Source organism: Methanolobus sp. (genome assembly GCF_016278385.1).
Classification (GTDB): domain Archaea; phylum Halobacteriota; class Methanosarcinia; order Methanosarcinales; family Methanosarcinaceae; genus Methanolobus.
The window spans coordinates 34218-50838 of the sequence record NZ_JADQBY010000004.1 but is presented as its reverse complement, the minus strand read 5'-3'; the positions used below and the strand labels follow the sequence as shown (position 1 = coordinate 50838).

Annotated in this window: 20 protein-coding genes and 2 tRNA genes; 11 read left to right on the top strand and 11 right to left on the bottom strand. The window is 42.0% G+C overall.

The window, feature by feature from the left end; all coding sequences use genetic code 11:
* Positions 1-10: 10 nt before the first annotated feature.
* On the bottom strand, positions 11-1378 hold the full coding sequence (locus QZZ23_RS02160; protein ID WP_292466556.1) for an ATPase domain-containing protein: 1368 nt from the start codon (positions 1376-1378) through the stop codon (positions 11-13).
* Positions 1379-1641: 263 nt separating this feature from the next.
* On the opposite strand from QZZ23_RS02160, the gene QZZ23_RS02155 reads away from it, so the two are divergent.
* On the top strand, positions 1642-2211 hold the full coding sequence (locus tag QZZ23_RS02155) for a GMP synthase subunit A (RefSeq protein WP_292466555.1): 570 nt from the start codon (positions 1642-1644) through the stop codon (positions 2209-2211).
* Positions 2212-2245: 34 nt separating this feature from the next.
* Here QZZ23_RS02155 and QZZ23_RS02150 read toward each other — a convergent pair whose 3' ends face one another.
* The 5 genes from QZZ23_RS02150 to QZZ23_RS02130 form a co-directional block, all read right to left on the bottom strand.
* Complete coding sequence (locus tag QZZ23_RS02150) at positions 2246-3565, bottom strand: signal recognition particle protein Srp54 (RefSeq protein ID WP_292466554.1); 1320 nt, start codon at positions 3563-3565, stop codon at positions 2246-2248.
* Between the two features lie 192 nt (positions 3566-3757).
* Complete coding sequence (locus tag QZZ23_RS02145; protein ID WP_292466553.1) at positions 3758-3985, bottom strand: DUF5654 family protein; 228 nt, start codon at positions 3983-3985, stop codon at positions 3758-3760.
* 152 nt (positions 3986-4137) lie between these two features.
* A complete protein-coding gene (locus tag QZZ23_RS02140; RefSeq protein WP_292466552.1) occupies positions 4138-4971 on the bottom strand; it encodes a DMT family transporter in 834 nt (277 codons plus the stop codon).
* A gap of 79 nt (positions 4972-5050) precedes the next feature.
* Positions 5051-5125 (bottom strand) — tRNA-Met (locus tag QZZ23_RS02135).
* Positions 5126-5249: 124 nt separating this feature from the next.
* Positions 5250-5324 (bottom strand) — tRNA-Met (locus QZZ23_RS02130).
* Positions 5325-5464: 140 nt separating this feature from the next.
* Between QZZ23_RS02130 and QZZ23_RS02125 the strand changes: the two genes are divergently transcribed.
* From QZZ23_RS02125 to QZZ23_RS14650, 6 genes are all read left to right on the top strand, one after another.
* On the top strand, positions 5465-6163 hold the full coding sequence (locus QZZ23_RS02125; RefSeq protein ID WP_292466551.1) for a phosphoribosyltransferase: 699 nt from the start codon (positions 5465-5467) through the stop codon (positions 6161-6163).
* 17 nt (positions 6164-6180) lie between these two features.
* On the top strand, positions 6181-7044 hold the full coding sequence (gene mtnP, locus QZZ23_RS02120) for an S-methyl-5'-thioadenosine phosphorylase (protein WP_292466550.1): 864 nt from the start codon (positions 6181-6183) through the stop codon (positions 7042-7044).
* 74 nt (positions 7045-7118) lie between these two features.
* The gene (locus tag QZZ23_RS02115) at positions 7119-7586 is read left to right on the top strand and encodes a Zn-ribbon domain-containing protein (protein ID WP_292466549.1); all 468 of its coding nucleotides are present in this window, start codon (positions 7119-7121) and stop codon (positions 7584-7586) included.
* Positions 7587-7609: 23 nt separating this feature from the next.
* Positions 7610-8353: a heparan-alpha-glucosaminide N-acetyltransferase gene (locus QZZ23_RS02110; protein WP_292466548.1), complete on the top strand. Its 744-nt coding sequence runs from the start codon at positions 7610-7612 to the stop codon at positions 8351-8353.
* A gap of 164 nt (positions 8354-8517) precedes the next feature.
* Positions 8518-8802 carry a hypothetical protein gene (locus QZZ23_RS02105; protein ID WP_292466547.1) on the top strand — a complete coding sequence of 95 codons (285 nt, stop codon included), beginning with the start codon at positions 8518-8520 and terminating at the stop codon, positions 8800-8802.
* Positions 8803-8893: 91 nt separating this feature from the next.
* Positions 8894-9040 (top strand): nucleoside-triphosphatase, encoded by a 147-nt coding sequence (locus QZZ23_RS14650; protein ID WP_366931300.1) that lies wholly within the window; start codon positions 8894-8896, stop codon positions 9038-9040.
* Here QZZ23_RS14650 and QZZ23_RS02100 read toward each other — a convergent pair.
* From QZZ23_RS02100 to dinB, 5 genes are all read right to left on the bottom strand, one after another.
* A complete protein-coding gene (locus QZZ23_RS02100; protein WP_292466546.1) occupies positions 9033-9935 on the bottom strand; it encodes a pirin family protein in 903 nt (300 codons plus the stop codon). The two genes, QZZ23_RS14650 and QZZ23_RS02100, sit on opposite strands and share 8 nt — an antisense overlap.
* Before the next feature lie 109 nt (positions 9936-10044).
* On the bottom strand, positions 10045-10317 hold the full coding sequence (locus QZZ23_RS02095; RefSeq protein ID WP_292466545.1) for a ferritin family protein: 273 nt from the start codon (positions 10315-10317) through the stop codon (positions 10045-10047).
* Positions 10318-10335: 18 nt separating this feature from the next.
* Positions 10336-10620, bottom strand: a complete 285-nt coding sequence (locus tag QZZ23_RS02090) for a ferritin family protein (RefSeq protein ID WP_292466544.1) — start codon at positions 10618-10620, stop codon at positions 10336-10338.
* A 177-nt stretch (positions 10621-10797) separates the two neighbouring features.
* Positions 10798-12714, bottom strand: coding sequence for a methyltransferase domain-containing protein (locus QZZ23_RS02085; protein ID WP_292466543.1), 1917 nt, complete (start codon positions 12712-12714; stop codon positions 10798-10800).
* A gap of 302 nt (positions 12715-13016) precedes the next feature.
* Positions 13017-14105 (bottom strand): DNA polymerase IV, encoded by a 1089-nt coding sequence (dinB, locus tag QZZ23_RS02080; RefSeq protein ID WP_292466542.1) that lies wholly within the window; start codon positions 14103-14105, stop codon positions 13017-13019.
* Positions 14106-14231: 126 nt separating this feature from the next.
* Between dinB and QZZ23_RS02075 the strand changes: the two genes are divergently transcribed.
* From QZZ23_RS02075 to dapB, 4 genes are all read left to right on the top strand, one after another.
* The gene (locus QZZ23_RS02075; RefSeq protein WP_292466541.1) at positions 14232-14519 is read left to right on the top strand and encodes a hypothetical protein; all 288 of its coding nucleotides are present in this window, start codon (positions 14232-14234) and stop codon (positions 14517-14519) included.
* A 115-nt stretch (positions 14520-14634) separates the two neighbouring features.
* The gene (locus tag QZZ23_RS02070) at positions 14635-14829 is read left to right on the top strand and encodes a 30S ribosomal protein S17e (protein WP_292466540.1); all 195 of its coding nucleotides are present in this window, start codon (positions 14635-14637) and stop codon (positions 14827-14829) included.
* A gap of 24 nt (positions 14830-14853) precedes the next feature.
* Entirely contained in the window at positions 14854-15729 is an 876-nt protein-coding gene (gene dapA, locus QZZ23_RS02065) for a 4-hydroxy-tetrahydrodipicolinate synthase (protein WP_292466539.1), read from the top strand.
* Positions 15726-16517, top strand: a complete 792-nt coding sequence (dapB, locus tag QZZ23_RS02060; RefSeq protein ID WP_292466538.1) for a 4-hydroxy-tetrahydrodipicolinate reductase — start codon at positions 15726-15728, stop codon at positions 16515-16517. Before dapA ends, dapB begins: the two co-directional genes overlap by 4 nt.
* The last annotated feature ends 104 nt before the right edge of the window (positions 16518-16621 follow it).

The following is a 16621-nucleotide window of genomic DNA, read 5'->3' as shown; positions in this document are numbered from 1 at the left end:
ATTAAAAAAATTATATGTCCTTCAGGAATTTGCCAATGCTTATTCCTTCAGAGTTAATATCATAGCTGATAAGATGTTTCTCATGATCACTGCCATGCATTTTCAGAATGGACATTGTCTTTTTGATCTCCTTATCTATTTCCATATGTTTTAGAAGTATCAAAACATCTACAAGTGACGATAAAGGTATCTCAGTTACAAGCACGTTGTTACCTGCTGCACTGTTACCACTGATTAACATGGATGTAAGGCCCATATTTTTGAAAACTCTCATTAGATTGGAAATGTGTTCCCTTTTTGCAACAGGGTTTTCAAACACGTAATCAAACCCTGATATGTCATCAAGAAGTACCCTTTTTGCTCCAATTTCCTCAATGTTCTTCCTGAGGTGAACTGTGTGTCTGCAAGCATTGATCTCCGACGGAGGGGTATATATTATTTTTATAAGTCCCTTATCTTCCAGTTCTTCAAGCTCAAGTCCAAGGCTTGCAGCATAGCGCCGTAGTTCAGTGGGGTTATCTTCAAAAGTGCTTATTATTCCTGGTTCTCCATTCCTTGCCCCCTGAACAATAAAATAAAGCCCGAACAATGTTTTGCCAGTGCCTGTATTTCCTGCTATGAGGGTTGATGAAAGTTCAAAAAGTCCGCCACGGCTTAATTCATTGAATTTAGGTATCCCTACGTCTATTCTGCTAACTTCTGATAATTGCTCAGTATTAGGGGCGATTATTCTTGGATATACGTTTATTCCAGCACTTGAAATATCGAAAGTGTGTTCTCCTTCGATATAGCTGGAATTGTTCATTTTCATTATCTTAATTATGCGTTTGCTTCCCCTTCTCTGGATATCCTGTGAAAGGTAAACAATTCCATCTACTATGTCACTGATAACTAATCTACAAACATCTGACTGTGACATTGTTCCTGTAAGATAGACAATGGCATTCCATTCTCCAATTGCAGAATTAAGAGAATACATAAATCTTCTTCTTTCAGCTTCAGCAAAGCCAAATCCAATTGGTGTGACCGAATCTATCAATACCCTGTCAGGTTTAAGGGACATCACAATATTTCCCAGCTCGACAAGCATTGTAAGTGGATCTCTTTCCACGGAGCTAATGCTGAATGTATGTACATTTATTGACTCGTCGTAAAAATCATAGCTTGAAAGGTTTTCACGTATCGCAGCTTCGGATTTCGTGGTGACGCTGATAAAAAGAGTCTTTTCTCCGTTTCTGGATGCTTCGCATAAGCTCTGTATTCCAAGTATGGTCCTCCCACTGCCTGGATTTCCTGCTATCAGTATTGTGGATGGCAAAATGATGCCTCCGCCAAATACCTCGTCTAAGCCTGGTATTCCTGTAAATTTAGTTTCCAATATGGTACCTCACCTTATCGCTAGTATGGGAACAAAGGGAATTTACTTATGTTCTATATTTATATCTAATTTCCTCTTTATTTAGTAGTTTTGTTTGTACTTTTACTTAACATTATTCATTAGTTATCATGTCAAAAATATTATTTAGTCTATTTTGAACACATACTATTTGGTGTTGAAGCAAGTATGAAACGCTCTTATATGGTTAATTACTATTATGGCATTAATACAAATGTTAAACAAATCTATTAAGGAAATAATTTATGAGGGAACAAAAGATTATTGTAATCAATAACTACGGGCAGTTCTGTCATCTTATCCACCGTGCAGTCAGGGATCTGGATATGGATACAAAGATAATTGCCAACACAACACCGGTTGATGATATTCTTGATGAAGGTCCTGACGGGCTTATACTGAGTGGTGGTCCGACAATGGAAAGGGCTGGTATATGTGCTGAATATGTTGAAAGCATTGACATTCCGATTCTTGGCATTTGTCTTGGGCATCAGCTTATCGCAAAAACATTTGGTGGTGAGATTGGTCCAGGTACTTCAGGTGGCTATGCTGATATTGAAGTTGAGATCATTGACGAGGATGAGCTTTTGAAAGGACTTGGTCCAAAAACCTCTGTATGGGCATCACATGCCGATGAAGTTTTAAGTATGCCTGAGGACTTCATACAGCTTGCAAGGTCCAATGTCTGTGAATATGAGGCAATGAGGCATGTGGACAGGCCTATATTTGGTGTTCAGTGGCACCCTGAGGTGGCACACACAGAAAAAGGAGAAAAACTTTTGATGAATTTCTTTGAGATATGCGAGACTTATTAAGTCTAGCATTCTCCTACATGAGACTTATTAGTTCTCACATTCCCATTTTCTTCATCATTTTTTGCATATTGAATTTCCCACCACGGAATCCTTTCATGGCGGTTTGCATCATTTTATGATACTTTAGTAGTTCCCTTACATCTTCCGGACTGGAGCCAGAACCTCTGGAAATTCGCTTGATGCGAGCACTACCAATAATTCTTGGATTTAGCATTTCTTCCTCTGTCATGGAATCCATGAGTACTCTGTAACGTCCAAGCTTGTCACCGGTAACCTTGTATGCATCTTCGGGAATCTTGGCGCCAAGACCTCCCAGTGGCAACATCTGCATGATCTGTTTCATTGGTCCCATTTTATTGAGACTTTCAAGTTGCTTGTACATATCCTTGAGCGTGAATCTTCCACGAAGCATTGCTTCCATGTCAAAGTCTTCTTCTCCAAGGGCTTCTTCCGCTTTTTCGATAAGACTCTTGATGTCGCCCATTCCCAGAAGTCTTGAAATGAACCTGTCAGCTTCGAATCTCTCAAGGTCATCCGGTGTCTCTCCTACACCAATAAAAGCGATGGATGAATTTGTCTCAGATACTGCAGAAAGTGCACCACCTCCTTTTGCTGTACCGTCAAGTTTGGAGATTATGACTCCTGATATTCCTATGGAATCATTGAATGCACGTGCCTGTTCGCTTGCCTGCTGACCAATTGCACCGTCAAGCACAAGAAGTTTGTAATCAGGTTTGGCAATGGCGTGTATTTCTTCCATCTCGGTGATGAGATCACTCTCGAGTGAGTGGCGACCGGCGGTGTCCACAATGAGTATGTCATTCTTTTCAAGTTCTTTCAGGCCTCTCTCTACAATTCCTACTGCATCAGGGTTTCCTTCTTCCCCATAGAATGGGACGTTGAGTTTGGCACAGAGAGTCTTAAGCTGCTGGTAAGCACCAGGTCTGAATGTGTCGGCACAAACTACTGCGGGTTTCAGTCCCTTTCTCTGGAAATAGCGTGCGAGCTTTGAGGAAGTGGTTGTCTTACCACTACCCTGCAGACCGACCATCATAATGGTCTGTGCTTTAAGGGGAATGTCTGTACTCTTTCCAATGATATTGATGAGTTCCTGATAGACTATCCTTATTATATGTTCTCTGGGACTCATTCCGGAGGGGACTTCTTCCTTCAGTGCACGCTCTTTGATGTGCTGGGACATCTGCATGACCAGCTTAACGTTAACATCAGACTGAAGCAAAGCTCTCTGTATATCCTTGACAACCTCATTTACGGTATTTTCATCGATACGTCCTGATTTCACCAGTTTTTTTAGGGCATCCTGCAGGGAATTCCCGAGTTTATCCATTACCATTTAAGGATCATCCTTTTCAAATCTCTCTTTTGCTCTATTAAATGGGCAGTTCATATTTAATCCTAGTGGGAATGTAGTCCATCTCATAAAACAGATACAAATCAAAAATAGCCAAAAGCAAGTGCATGGTTTCTATTAGGATAATTAACTAGGATAAAAAGAAACTAAAAAATAAATGGAAAGAATTAAAAATCATTCTTTCGTTGTATTTTCAGCCATCCTGCCTATCCAAATTGTAGCTACGACTGCAAGGATAGTAACAAAGATTGCATATGCCCAGACTCCCCAGGCAGCAAGGAAATAAAATGGTCCTCCTTCTGCAAACAGTGATTGGATAGCTCCGTTCCATGCAAGAGCTGCTACCAGCCCGAATGCTGCGGTCATAAGTGCAGCCAATTTTTCAATAACTTCTCCTTTCATTTCAAAACCTCCTTGTTTTCAAATAAAACTATTTTAGGATAACTATCTATTCCATCACAATAGATATGAACTTAACCTGTCAGTACACTCAATATTTTCACAAAATATCACTAATCAAAAATATATTTTCAAAATATGGCTCATTGGGACATTTATGCTATTAATACTACTGCTACCATGACGGCAAATACGCCAACCCACTGCCTGTTCTTCAATCTCTCTTTCAGAAGTACCCATGCAAGAAGTACGGTTATTGCAGGGTACATTGAAGTAAGGATGGCAGCAATATCCAGTCTTCCGGTCTTTGAGGCAAGGACATAGAATACGGTTCCGCTCGTATCCAGCAAACTGGCGAGTGCTATGAGTGGTAAAAATTTAAGGTTCGGTATCTTAATTTGCTTTTTGTAGGAGGCTACAAGTATGAACGTCGGGATGGTTGCCATCCTCGCTCCGACAAGTGGCCAGAATACACTACTTGACTGTACCTGATCGATAAGTATCATAAAAAGCCCGAAACCAAGTCCTGCAATAATCGGAAGCTTCAGTTTTTCCAACTCTATCTTCGGATTGTTCTCTTCTCTTGATATCATCCATACTCCGATGAACGCAAAAAGAAAACCGATAAGTTGACTTGTAGTAGGAAGTCCTTCTGTTATTATTCCGTATGTCATGGGCACAATTGCACTTAAAACCGCTGTAATAGGGGCTACAATGCCCATTTTTTCAATAGATAGTGCATGGTAAAGGGCAAGGATTCCTATTCCTCCTGCAAGTCCGGCGATTGCACCCCATAGGAAATCCGTTGTAGGCGGTACGTTTTCTGTGAACAGCAATGCAGCAGAAATAAGTATTACTATTTCCAGGATGTGAGAAATTATTGCAACTATCAATACTCCACTGCGTTTTGTTGCAATTCCTCCGCTAAAATCCCCGGCTCCCCAACAGGCTGCCGCTGCGAGTCCGAATATGGCAATAGATAATTCCACCTCGTTTACTCCGGTTGCTTGAAAAAAAAATGTTTTAATGCACCATTGATGGTAAAACCAAAAATGAATGTTAGAAAAGTAGCGGGGGATAGATTCGAACTATCGGTCTACGGGTTATGAGCCCGTCGGGATCTCCTGGCTACCCCACCCCGCTTCGGAGTTTGCTTTTTAATTTAGAAATATAATCTCACTATGTTTCCATACTATATATGTATGTTTCCAAAACACGTCTCTAACACACTAATTGATGGTAAAACCAAAAATGAATGTTAGAAAAGTAGCGGGGGATAGATTCGAACTATCGGTCTACGGGTTATGAGCCCGTCGGGATCTCCTGGCTACCCCACCCCGCTTCGTTGATTGATGTTTGTTTTGGAAAGGTACTCCCCCTTCAACATCTACATAGTATATATGCATTTCGTCTAGTGGTAATTTTCGATGTGAAATAAATATATATCTTGTCTCTACAAATAAGGTGCATTGGAGAGATAAAATGGCCTTACCTGATAAATTCAAATGCGTTGTTACAAACTGGGATTACATTTACGACCTTTGCAGGGAAGTTGCAAATGAAGTGAAAGCTTCAGGTTATGAACCTGATATGATAATAGCTCTTGCAAGAGGTGGATGGTTTGCAGGACGTGTGCTGTGTGATTTCCTGGGTCTTGATGATTTGACAAGCCTGAAGATAGAGCACTACCTGGGCACTGCACTTGCCGGTGATGAGCCACTGATAAAATATCCTCTTGCTGATAAGTCTGTTTCTGGGAAGAACATACTTATTGTTGATGATATTGCTGATACGGGCAAGAGTCTCATACATTCTGTTGAATATGTAAATAAACAGGGTCCAAAAGAAGTGAGGACAGCAACCCTTCAGTATCTGAATTCTTCCGAATTTGATCCGGATTATTGTGGTGAGCGCCTTGAGGAATGGGCATGGGTTGTTTTCCCCTGGAATTTCATCGAGGACATGATCGATCTGATTTCAACGCTTATGAAAAAAGAGGGCAGAGTACAGTGGGACATTCCTGCTATCAGGCATGGTCTCTATATTTATCATTCACTGGATTCATTTGCATTTGAGATTGCACAACCTGGTCGTCTTCCTGAAATAATGGACGAAATGCACCGTCGGGGTGTCGTAAGCTCTGTTAGCGAAGACGGAAAGCAATACTGGAAACTTATCTGAATAAAATGAGGGATATAATGCAGGAAAAAGCTGACATTGCAATAATTGGCGGAAGCGGCATATATGATGCAAATCTGCTGGACAAAGTACGTGATGTGGATGTTGATACGCCTTTTGGTAAACCTTCCGACTCCATAACAATAGGGGAACTCGGGGATAAGACCGTTTGTTTCCTGCCAAGGCATGGGGTAGGGCACAGGATATCTCCATCTGAACTGAATTCCAGGGCCAATATCTTCGCGCTTAAAAAACTCGGTGTGAAACGCATAATTGCGGCATCAGCAGTTGGCAGCCTTAGGGAAGAGTTCAAACCGCTGGACATAGTGATTCCAAACCAGATATATGATAATACTAAATCCAGACCATCTACGTTCTTCGAGGACGGGATCGTAGTGCACATGGGATTTGCAGACCCGTTCTGTCCTGAAACTTCAAAGACCATAGTTGATGTTGCCAGGTCCAGAGGTTATGCTGTGAAAGAAGGCGGTACATACGTTTGTATGGAAGGTCCGCAGTTTTCAACCCGTGCAGAATCCCGTGTATATCAGGCACTTGGCTTTGACATTATTGGTATGACTGCAATCCCTGAGGCTAAACTTGCCAGGGAAGCAGAGATCTGCTATTCCATGATAGCTACGGTGACAGATTATGATGTGTGGCATGAGGAAGATGTGACCATTGAAGCTATCATTGAGAATGCCATGAAGAACGAGACTGCTGTAAAAGATATAATTGTGCAATCACTTGACAAACTCAGCCTTAAGCAGCATTGTATGTGCAAGGATGCCCTGATGGGTGCCATAACCACAGTCCCGTCCATGATTCCCTCTGATACCAAAAGGCGTCTTGATCCTTTTATTGGCAGGTATCTCAATGATTGATGAGCTTGCTGTCTGTTACAGACATATCGCAAGTGTTTTAATATATCGTTGTGCTTATTTAATTCGGTGGATCAATGCCTCATAAGTGTACAAGATGCGAATCTATCTTTGTAGACGGTGCTTCAGTAATATTGAGCGGATGCCCTAAATGTGGCTGGAATAAATTCCTTTACGTAAGTGAGGAGGAGGCTGCCGGCTCTGTCGCGAAGGGTGGCGAAGGCACTGAAAATGAGGAAAAGCACACTATTATTGACGAAACATCCCATGAAGGTAATTCTAAAGGACCATCTGAAAAGATTATCCGGGAGATAGATGATATTCTGGGTGTTGAAAAATCCCCTCCCTGTGTTATTGAAGAGGAAGGTGAGCGTGTTGAATCCGTGCGCATTCTTGGCCCCGGTTCCTATGAGCTGAACCTTGATTCCCTACTTGGTCGCAAGGAAATAGTCATGGCCATTAAAGAGGATGGTGCTTACGCATTGCACCTTGCTTCCGTATTTAAGGATAATGATAAGAGGGACAAGAAAAAGAAGAAAAGGTGAGCATTTTCTTTTAGGGGCAGACAATGGATAAGAGCCAGAACAAACGATTCTTTGAAGTTGATGCCTTCCGTGGTATCGCCATCTTTCTGATGGTTATCTATCATTTCTTTTTTGATCTTGATTTTCTCGGGATTCATGAATTTAACACGCATTCCGGTATTCTCCTGATAATAGGACGCAGTGCCGCAATTCTCTTCATATTCCTTGCGGGTGTTTCCCTTACGCTAAGTTATTCCCGCGCATTATCCATACATGGCACACAGAACCAGTTCTCTCATTTTCTCAAAAGAGGTGCAGGTATTTTTGCATGGGGTCTTGTAATCACAGTTGTCACAGCAACCGCCCTTGAACGAGGTACTATCTATTTTGGAATCCTGCACCTCATCGGTGTTTCTATAATCCTTGCCTATCCATTCCTGAAATACAGGAAGTTCAGCCTGATTGCAGGTATTATGTTCCTGTTTGCAGGTGTGGTCATGGATAGAGCCTATGCAGATTTCCCCTGGCTGCTCTGGCTTGGCATCAAACCCTACGGTTTCTATACCCTTGACTACTTTCCACTGATCCCATGGTTTGGCGTGGTCCTGCTGGGTGTTTTCACAGGGAACAGCTTGTATCCTGATTATCAGCGGAGCTTCAGGATGTGTGAGTGTGAGAGCAATGCTGTCGTAAGGTTGCTGGAGTATCTGGGCAAAAAGTCGTTGCTGATCTATCTGGTGCATCAGCCGGTGATTGTAGGGATTTTGTTTTTGTTTGCTTCAATTTGAATTGATCGTATTCTGTATGTATAGAAATCCTCAATATTTTGAGAATTCTATGAATAGGTTCAAAGTTAACTGGTTCTAACAAAGAGTTCTGTTTAGAAGTAATATTAATTTGATTGTAAAACACTATATAGATGTAAGCCAGAGGAATATTGGGGTTATAAACAATGGTATACGTACTTATCAAACATAGAGTCGAAGATTTTTCTAAATGGAAACAAGGATTTGACGAGAACGGTTCTACTCGAAAAGCGAATGGTTCCAAAGGTGGAATGGTTTTCCGCACATCAGAAGATCCTAATTCTCTGGCAATCCTTTTCGAGTGGGATTCTATTGAGAACGCACGCAAGTTCACAGAATCTGCAGAATTAAAAAAGAAAATGGGAGAAGTGGGCGTAATCAGCAAACCAGAAATCATCTTCCTGGACAAGATAGAAGACATATCAGTCTGATTGGAATTAGTGATAATGGCCGGGATTCACTCTCGGTTTATTTATTTGTAATTTTTGTGGCTAATCTGAAAGGAGATTTCAGGTGCTTTGAATAGATGTAACTGGAAAACCGGATGTTGGCAAATCGACTGTAGTAGCAGGGGCTGTGGAAAAGCTTGATCTAAAAGCCTGTGGCATCAGGACTGCGGAGATTCGTGTGGCAGGGAATTGTAAGGCTTTTCATCTTATTTTCACTTAACAAATGTCCCGTTTCTGTAATCCTCAAAAGCCTGCTGTAATTCTTCCTGGGTGTTCATGACTACCGGTCCGTACCAGGCAACAGGCTCTCCGATGGGCTTGCCGGTCATCAGCAGGAAACGGACTCCATTCTCTCCGGCATTGATGGCTATCTTTTCACCGTCGTCGAACATGACGAGATTATCTTTTTTGGTGGATGAGCCGCCTTCAAGGTCGAAATACTTTGCTCCATCTACCTCGTATGAGTACTGGTCGTTCTCAGGGTCGAAGTGTCCGTCTCCTTCTATGACGTAGGCTACTACGGTGTATCCGGGTTTTGTCGGATACTCGAAAGAGGTTTTTGCAGGAACAGTTACGTCGAGGTATTCGGGGTCTGTGACAATGTCTTTTACAGGGCCCTGAACTCCGTTTATTTTTCCGCATATTATCTTGATGCGGGTGCCGTTGTCCATGGTGACTTCTGGTATCTGGCTGCTTTTTACTTCCTGATAACGTGGAACCATCATCTTCCGGGATGCAGGGAGGTTGGCCCATAGCTGGAAGCCCCACAGGTTTCCGTTGTTGTCACCTTTTGGCATTTCCTGATGGATTATCCCGCTGCCTGCTGTCATCCATTGCACATCTCCGGGTCCGGTGGCACCTTTATTGTTCATGCTGTCTCCATGCTCCACGTTGCCTTGAAGCACGTAGGTTATAGTTTCCATACCTCTGTGCGGGTGCCAGGGGAAACCCATGGTGTACTCCTTTGGATTATCTGAATGAAAATCGTCAAGCAGTAAGAACGGATCAAGTTGTGGTACGTGGTTAAACCCGAATGCCCTTTTGAGGTGTACTCCTGCACCTTCAATGGTTGGCATGCTCTTCAGTATCTTTCTGACCTTTCTGATGTTTCCCATAATATTCCCTAATGGGATATTGTCTTCAGGTCATATTAAGTGTTTTTAGTACCGGCATGTCAATGAAAAAAAGAAAAGTATTCAATATCGTTTGGCGAATAAATGTAAGTCACTTATCTTTTACCAGTGCATAACTTGCCATGACCTTCAGGTATTCGTGATCCACTTCCATGAGCACTGTCTGGAACATAGCAGCATGTACTTTCTCTTCTTTGGCTATGTCCAGCAGGATGATCTTAAGATCCTCGTCATCGGTAAGATTTGCCATCTGTTCATACATATTTATTGCATCGAACTCTGCCATGATGGCCACTCTCATAATCTCTTTGTCAAGGTCTTCTTTACTTACTTTTTCAATATCAATTGGAACTTCTGAGAACAAATTACCCTCTCCTTGATATTATTTATGTAACTCTTCGTCCACTTCTTCCCTGCCAGCTTCAAGTTCCTCAACCTGCTCTTTGTCCATCCTCAGCAGGAGTGTCTGGAACTCACCTATGTGGGTCTTTTCTTCCTTTGCAACATCAAGGAGAACTCTCCTGACTTCATCGTTCTCGGTCATGCCTGCCATCTGCTCATAAAGATTGATGGCATCCAATTCTGCGATCAGTGCAGCCCTGAGCATTTCTTTATTTATGTCTTCCTTGCTCATCTTTGCAATATCGATAGGTACTTTTGAAAACACTTTTACACACTCCGTTTACTCCGCATTTGTATTTATAAAAATAGAATTGGTCGTTTCGATATCTTCTATCCAAACATCCATATTCACTCCCATTTATCCATGGTTAGTCAGATTACTTAAATTAGCCGGAACCTATTAAAAAAAGAGGGATGTTAAATCCCTCTGATAAAAAAAGTATTACCTCTGTGCAGATATCCTTTCATCCGCACTTTTAAGGATCATCCTTATCATCTCAGTGTATGAGATGCCGGCTATCTTCGCCATCTTTGCCAGATGCCCGTCCCAGCACCATCCTGGGTTGGGGTTGACTTCCAGCAGTTTAGGCGTTCCTGATGAGTCAACTCTCCAGTCCAGACGGGTGTAGTCCCTGCATTCAAGCCTGTTGATAAGTTTCAGACTGCACTCAACTATGAGTTCTTCTGTTTCTTTTGGAAGGTCTGCTGGTGCGGATTTGATTTTCCAGTATGGTGAATCAGGTATCCATTTAGCCTCGTAACCGCATAATCTGGGGAGATCACCGGGCAGTTCCGAGTAATCTTCCTTTGTAAGCGGCAGGACTGTGTAGTTTTCAGGAGGATTTCCTATTATGCCGATGCTCAGGTCCTGTCCTGTAAGGAATTCCTCTACAAGTATGGGTTTATCGTACCCCAGTCCTTCCCTGATGTCGTAAATAGCCCTGACAACCTCATCACGGTTGTTACATACGCTGTGCTGGTTCAAGCCAAAACTTGAGTCTCCGAAGTTTGGTTTCACAATGACTGGGAAATCCATTGGCAGTTCGAACAGGTTGTCCTCTCCTTTTACAACGATTCCCTCTGGCACCGGAACTCCAAGGTCTTTGGCAATACCTATCACAAGTGCTTTATCGTAACAGAAAGCCAGGCACTGTGGGCCTGAACCTGTGTACGGGATGTTCAGCATCTCCATAATGGCAGGTACATGCAGCTCTTTCTTGGGGTCATTCCCGAATCCTTCATCACAGAGGTTTAAAATGAAATCTATCTTTCCTCTCAGTTTTGAAAGGTCGCTAATAAGCGTATCATGGTTGTCTAGGTATTTGACAGAATAACCTTCTATCTCGTTGAGGCTGCCTTTTAGCTGGTCAATGGTGTATATGTCGTCGTCATCAAAGATGCCACATGGTTTTAGTGAATCATTTTTCCTCGGGTCACCGAAGACCACAACAACATTCTTTTCAATATCCTTCACTTTTTTCTTCTTAGGCGTCCAGTCTTTCCTCACAGATGCAGTGACCAATATGCGTTTCTCCATCATTCCGAGATCCTGGTTTCTAAGTGTCTGGGAATCGATGGAGTCTACCATCTCTATGTCGACGAACTCTGCCTTTTTCAGAAGCTCTATCATTGATTCGGTGGTGTAGAGGCGTTCTGCATAGAACTGGTCTGCAATAACTCCTGAGGTATCGTTAACAATTACTTCTCTTGATATCAGTTTCTGTCCGTCTGTGGATATGGAGCGTTCCCTGCAGACGAAGTTATGTTTATCTATCCATTCCCACGAACGTGGCTGGTATTTTTCTTTTAGATATGATCCGTCGGCAACATCCAGTAAGATCTTTCCCCACGGTTTGAGGACCCTTTTTACTTCTTTCAGTACTCTCAGGTCTTCATCAGATGTCTCAAAATAACCAAAACTGTTTCCAAGGAGCATTACAGCATCAAAGGTGTCTGTTGGATGGGGTGTTTTCCTTGCATCCCCTTCTTTGAACCTGACTCCAAGACTCTCCTTCTTTGCAGAGTTCTTTGCCCTTTGTATGAGATAGTGTGACCTGTCAAGTCCTTCAACATTTTTAAATCCCCTTCTTGCAAGCTCAAGTGAATGCCTGCCCTGCCCACAGCACAGGTCAAGTACATGGCTTTCAGGATTAATATTGAGAATTGAAGAGAATGTATCTATTTCCTGTCTGGTGATGGATGCATCATCAACGATATCTGCATCGGTTTTCAGGTAGAGTGAATTGAATATTTTCTTCCACCAGTCCGGGTTCACATGCTCTTCAAGGTGCGGTACAGGTCCCAATGTCCTTGGTTTTTGTTTTTCTTTGTTCTGGTAATCTTTAGATCTATCTTTCATCAGGTATAACCCTCTAATTTTCGGAATGTATAATATATGCAACCAACGCTCGATAGGGGTTATAAGAATAAAAAACCTGTGATAAAATCTTTTATTGCAGTATTAGTTCACTTATAGTGCTTGAATTCGTTTAAAAAATGAATATAAATGTTGATACTGGTTTTTTCTTTAAAATAAGCTTATTTACTTAATTAAAGCTCAAATAAATCTCTTATAGTCTTTTAAATCTCTTATATATTGTGTTTATGTATCGTTTGTCTTGTTTTTCAAAGAATGTGGCAGTATTAAAGATAGGCATTCACTTACAGGAAATCGCTAAGATAAGTCTGTCTCTCATCAAGTTTTTCAAGTTTAGTGACCCCGACTCCCAGTAATCGGAATCTCCCTTTTCCAAGAAACTCTTCCATAAGGCTGCAGGATGTTTTTCTGATTGCCTCTTTGTCCGTAGTGGCTGCATGTAATGTCCTTGCCCTTGTGTATGTCCTGAAATCTTCAAAACGCACCTTGAGGGTCACAGTCCTGAACCTGAAACGCTTTTTGAGGAGTGATACATAGACCTTCTCTGAAAGGCTGGTAAGTGATTTTTCGATATCTTCGGCATCTGATAGGTCTTCATCAAAAGTATCCTCAGTGCTGATGGATTTCACTTCTTCGCGTTCCTTTACTTCGCGCATGTCTACACCGTTTGCAAGCTGGTGCATTACTACTCCGAACTTCCCGAAACGCGCTATAAGAAGCTGGACATCACATGATGCAAGCTGTCCCACAGTTTCTATTCCCATTTCCTGAAGAATGGGTTGTGTCTTCTTTCCTATGCCCGGTATCTTTGATACATGAAGGGGAAATAGAAAATCCTGTATATCTTCCGGTCTTACAATTGTAAGTCCGTCGGGTTTATTGAAATCAGATGCTATTTTTGCAATGACCTTGTTGGGTGCGACTCCTATGGAGCATGTAAGTCCCTGCAATCGCTTGACTTCGCTTTTGATCTTTCTTGCAAGCAGAGTCGCAGACTCATAATCACTTATCGAATCCCCAATATCGATGTAAGCCTCATCCACACTTACCTGCTGGAATTTGTCTGCAAAAATACGTATGATATTCATTATTTTTTCAGAAGCATCTTTGTAAAGATTCATGTTGACCTGAAGGAAAACTGCATCAGGGCAGAGCCGGTAGGCTTTTGATATGGGCATTGCGGAATGTATTCCAAATTCCCTTGCCTCGTAGGAGCATGTACTTACAACTCCTCTTCCGCTGCCGCCCTTCGGGTCTGAACCCACAACAACCGGTAATCCTTTCAGTTCCGGTCTTTCTCTTACTTCCACAGAAGAGTAAAAACTGTCCATGTCCAGATGCAGTGTTATCCGTTCCCTGGGTGAGCTTTTCATTCAAACCTTATGTATATTTCCGGATTTAACTAATTATGCCTGCCTCAACAGAACCCTGGTATAATATCCCGGACCATGGGCAAGTGTTATCAAGTTAATAGCTAGTTAAAGGGTACAGGTGTGAAAATGTACGTTTATATAGCGATGCTGGCATATGTTGTTGTCCTTTTCCTTACCTTGCGGGATATTCGCATCTATAAAAGAACTCGTCTTGGCTCTTACCGCAAAGGTGTCATAAAAGGTATTCTGGCATCAACACTTATTCTTCTGGGAATATTTATTGCATACTTAAATCCCAATATCGGCCTTCTAATTGTGCTCATTGCTCTCTTTTTTAATCAAAAAGGCACAAGAGAGCCAGTTTTCAAAGACGCAAAAGCAATTGACCGTCTTCTGGGAAAAACAGATATATAATTAAGTCTTCAGGTGCATTTCAGTATTCCAAAAGGTATAAATGTAAGGGTATTTATTATAACCCGATACAAGTTACTATCATAGAGTTTCATTTTAATAATAATGGAGAATTATCATGGGAAATATTAGACAAACCAATATCAAGAGAATTTCAATTCGCTTAGTAGAAAAGCATGGTGATGTATTTACAACTGACTTCGATAAGAATAAGCCACTTGTGTCAAAGTACACCACCATTGAGAGCAAGGTTATCAGAAACCGTGTAGCTGGTTACGTGACAAGAAAGATGACACATAAGCCATTACAGTAATTTATTTGGAGAGGGGATATTCCCATGTTCAAAGGAGTTTTGCCTGCTCTTGTAACGCCATTCTCTAGTGATAATAGCATTGATGAGGAAAGTTTCAGAAATATTGTCAATTATGTTGAAGAAGGTGGCGTTTCCGGAGTTGTTGTCAGTGGCACGACCGGTGAATCTGCTACCCTGTCAACAGGGGAGCATAAACAGCTGATCAACCTTTGTGTTGATTGTGCGAAGGTTCCTGTCATGGCAGGTACTGGTTCTAACAACACTGTTGAAGCAGTTGAACTCACAAAACATGCGGCGGACTCCGGGGCAGATGGTGTTCTTATTATATCCCCCTATTACATTAAACCCAATAATGCAGGACTAATTGCTCATTTTAAGAAAATAGCGGAATCTGCTGATATCCCTATTGTACTATATAACGTACCTTCCAGAACAGGACAGGATATGCCTTTGGAAGTAATTATTGAGCTTTCAAAAGTAGGGAACATTGTGGCTGTAAAAGAGGCAAGTGGCAATATTGGAAAAGTGTCACAGATACTTGAACAGACTGTCGATGAAGATTTTGTAGTTCTCTCAGGTGAGGACGGACTTACATTTCCAATACTTGCTATGGGCGGAGCAGGTGTGATATCTGTTGTTGCCAACATTGTTCCTGAAATGATGGTAAAGCTCTATGATGCTGTAAAAGCCAGTGATTTCGAAACTGCAAAAAAACTTCATTTTGAAATGGCACCTCTTATCCGTGAATTATTCACAGAGACCAATCCAATTCCTGTGAAGCGCGCTGTGGAACTTCTCGGTCTGTCAAGTGGAGCTATGAGACTCCCTCTTGCGCCTCTAAGTGAAGGGAACAGCGTTGAACTCGAAAAGGTTCTTCGCAGCATGGGGTGCATCTTATGATAAACGTTGGAGTTACCGGTGCTTCGGGAAGAATGGGCAGACTCCTCATTGACAATATCATCAGGTCTGAAGATGTTTGCTTAACAGCAGCTTTCGATCTTATGAACATCGGTGAGGATGTGGGCGAGGTAGCTCATATAGGTACTTTGAACGTCCCATTGTCCCATGTTGATGACATGGAATCTGTTTTGAAAAACACCGGCACTCAGGTGCTTATTGATTTTACCATTGCGAATGCTACAGCGGTCAATGCCCCAAGGGCAGCAGCATGTGGTGTGAGTCTAGTGGTAGGTACTACCGGTCTGACTCCTGAGCAGAAAAAATCCATAGAGGATTCAATTACCAGCAACAATGTAGCAGGAATTATCTCACCTAACTACTCAGTTGGTGTGTATGTGTTCTTCAAGCTCCTTGGTGAAGCAGCAAAGTATCTTGATGATGTTGATATTGAGATCATTGAAGCCCACCATAATCAGAAGAAAGATGCTCCAAGTGGCACCGCCAAAGGAGCTGCTGAAGTTATCAGCAAGGTTCTTGGCGGCAAAGATTATGTCTATGGCCGTGAGGGTCTTGCTCCACGTGGAAAAGAAATAGGTATTCATGCTGTTCGTGGCGGGGATATTGTAGGTGATCATACAGTCCTCTTTGCAGGTGATGGTGAAAGGATCGAAATAAAACACCAGGCTCATTCAAGGCAGGCATTTGCAGGCGGTGCGGTAAAAGCAGCTGCATGGATTGGTAATGCTGAACCCGGGCTTTATACCATGCAGGATATTCTTGGCCTTTAATGGCAAAACCTTTTTTTTGGAACAGACGTGTTCATTTGTGGCATAGTTCGAGTGATTTATTTGCATAAAAGTTCATGTTAAATCATTAACAATGGCCATCAATT

What these genes read in the sequence shown, in the direction of transcription:
- QZZ23_RS02155 (WP_292466555.1), top strand. Translation starts at nt 1,642, where the DNA reads ATGAGGGAACAAAAGATTATTGTAATCAATAACTACGGGCAGTTCTGT.
- QZZ23_RS02150 (WP_292466554.1), bottom strand. Translation starts at nt 3,565, where the DNA reads ATGGTAATGGATAAACTCGGGAATTCCCTGCAGGATGCCCTAAAAAAA.
- QZZ23_RS02145 (WP_292466553.1), bottom strand. Translation starts at nt 3,985, where the DNA reads ATGAAAGGAGAAGTTATTGAAAAATTGGCTGCACTTATGACCGCAGCA.
- QZZ23_RS02125 (WP_292466551.1), top strand. Translation starts at nt 5,465, where the DNA reads ATGGCCTTACCTGATAAATTCAAATGCGTTGTTACAAACTGGGATTAC.
- mtnP (WP_292466550.1), top strand. Translation starts at nt 6,181, where the DNA reads ATGCAGGAAAAAGCTGACATTGCAATAATTGGCGGAAGCGGCATATAT.
- QZZ23_RS02115 (WP_292466549.1), top strand. Translation starts at nt 7,119, where the DNA reads ATGCCTCATAAGTGTACAAGATGCGAATCTATCTTTGTAGACGGTGCT.
- QZZ23_RS02110 (WP_292466548.1), top strand. Translation starts at nt 7,610, where the DNA reads ATGGATAAGAGCCAGAACAAACGATTCTTTGAAGTTGATGCCTTCCGT.
- QZZ23_RS02105 (WP_292466547.1), top strand. Translation starts at nt 8,518, where the DNA reads ATGGTATACGTACTTATCAAACATAGAGTCGAAGATTTTTCTAAATGG.
- QZZ23_RS02100 (WP_292466546.1), bottom strand. Translation starts at nt 9,935, where the DNA reads ATGGGAAACATCAGAAAGGTCAGAAAGATACTGAAGAGCATGCCAACC.
- QZZ23_RS02085 (WP_292466543.1), bottom strand. Translation starts at nt 12,714, where the DNA reads ATGAAAGATAGATCTAAAGATTACCAGAACAAAGAAAAACAAAAACCA.
- dinB (WP_292466542.1), bottom strand. Translation starts at nt 14,105, where the DNA reads ATGAAAAGCTCACCCAGGGAACGGATAACACTGCATCTGGACATGGAC.
- QZZ23_RS02075 (WP_292466541.1), top strand. Translation starts at nt 14,232, where the DNA reads ATGTACGTTTATATAGCGATGCTGGCATATGTTGTTGTCCTTTTCCTT.
- QZZ23_RS02070 (WP_292466540.1), top strand. Translation starts at nt 14,635, where the DNA reads ATGGGAAATATTAGACAAACCAATATCAAGAGAATTTCAATTCGCTTA.
- dapA (WP_292466539.1), top strand. Translation starts at nt 14,854, where the DNA reads ATGTTCAAAGGAGTTTTGCCTGCTCTTGTAACGCCATTCTCTAGTGAT.
- dapB (WP_292466538.1), top strand. Translation starts at nt 15,726, where the DNA reads ATGATAAACGTTGGAGTTACCGGTGCTTCGGGAAGAATGGGCAGACTC.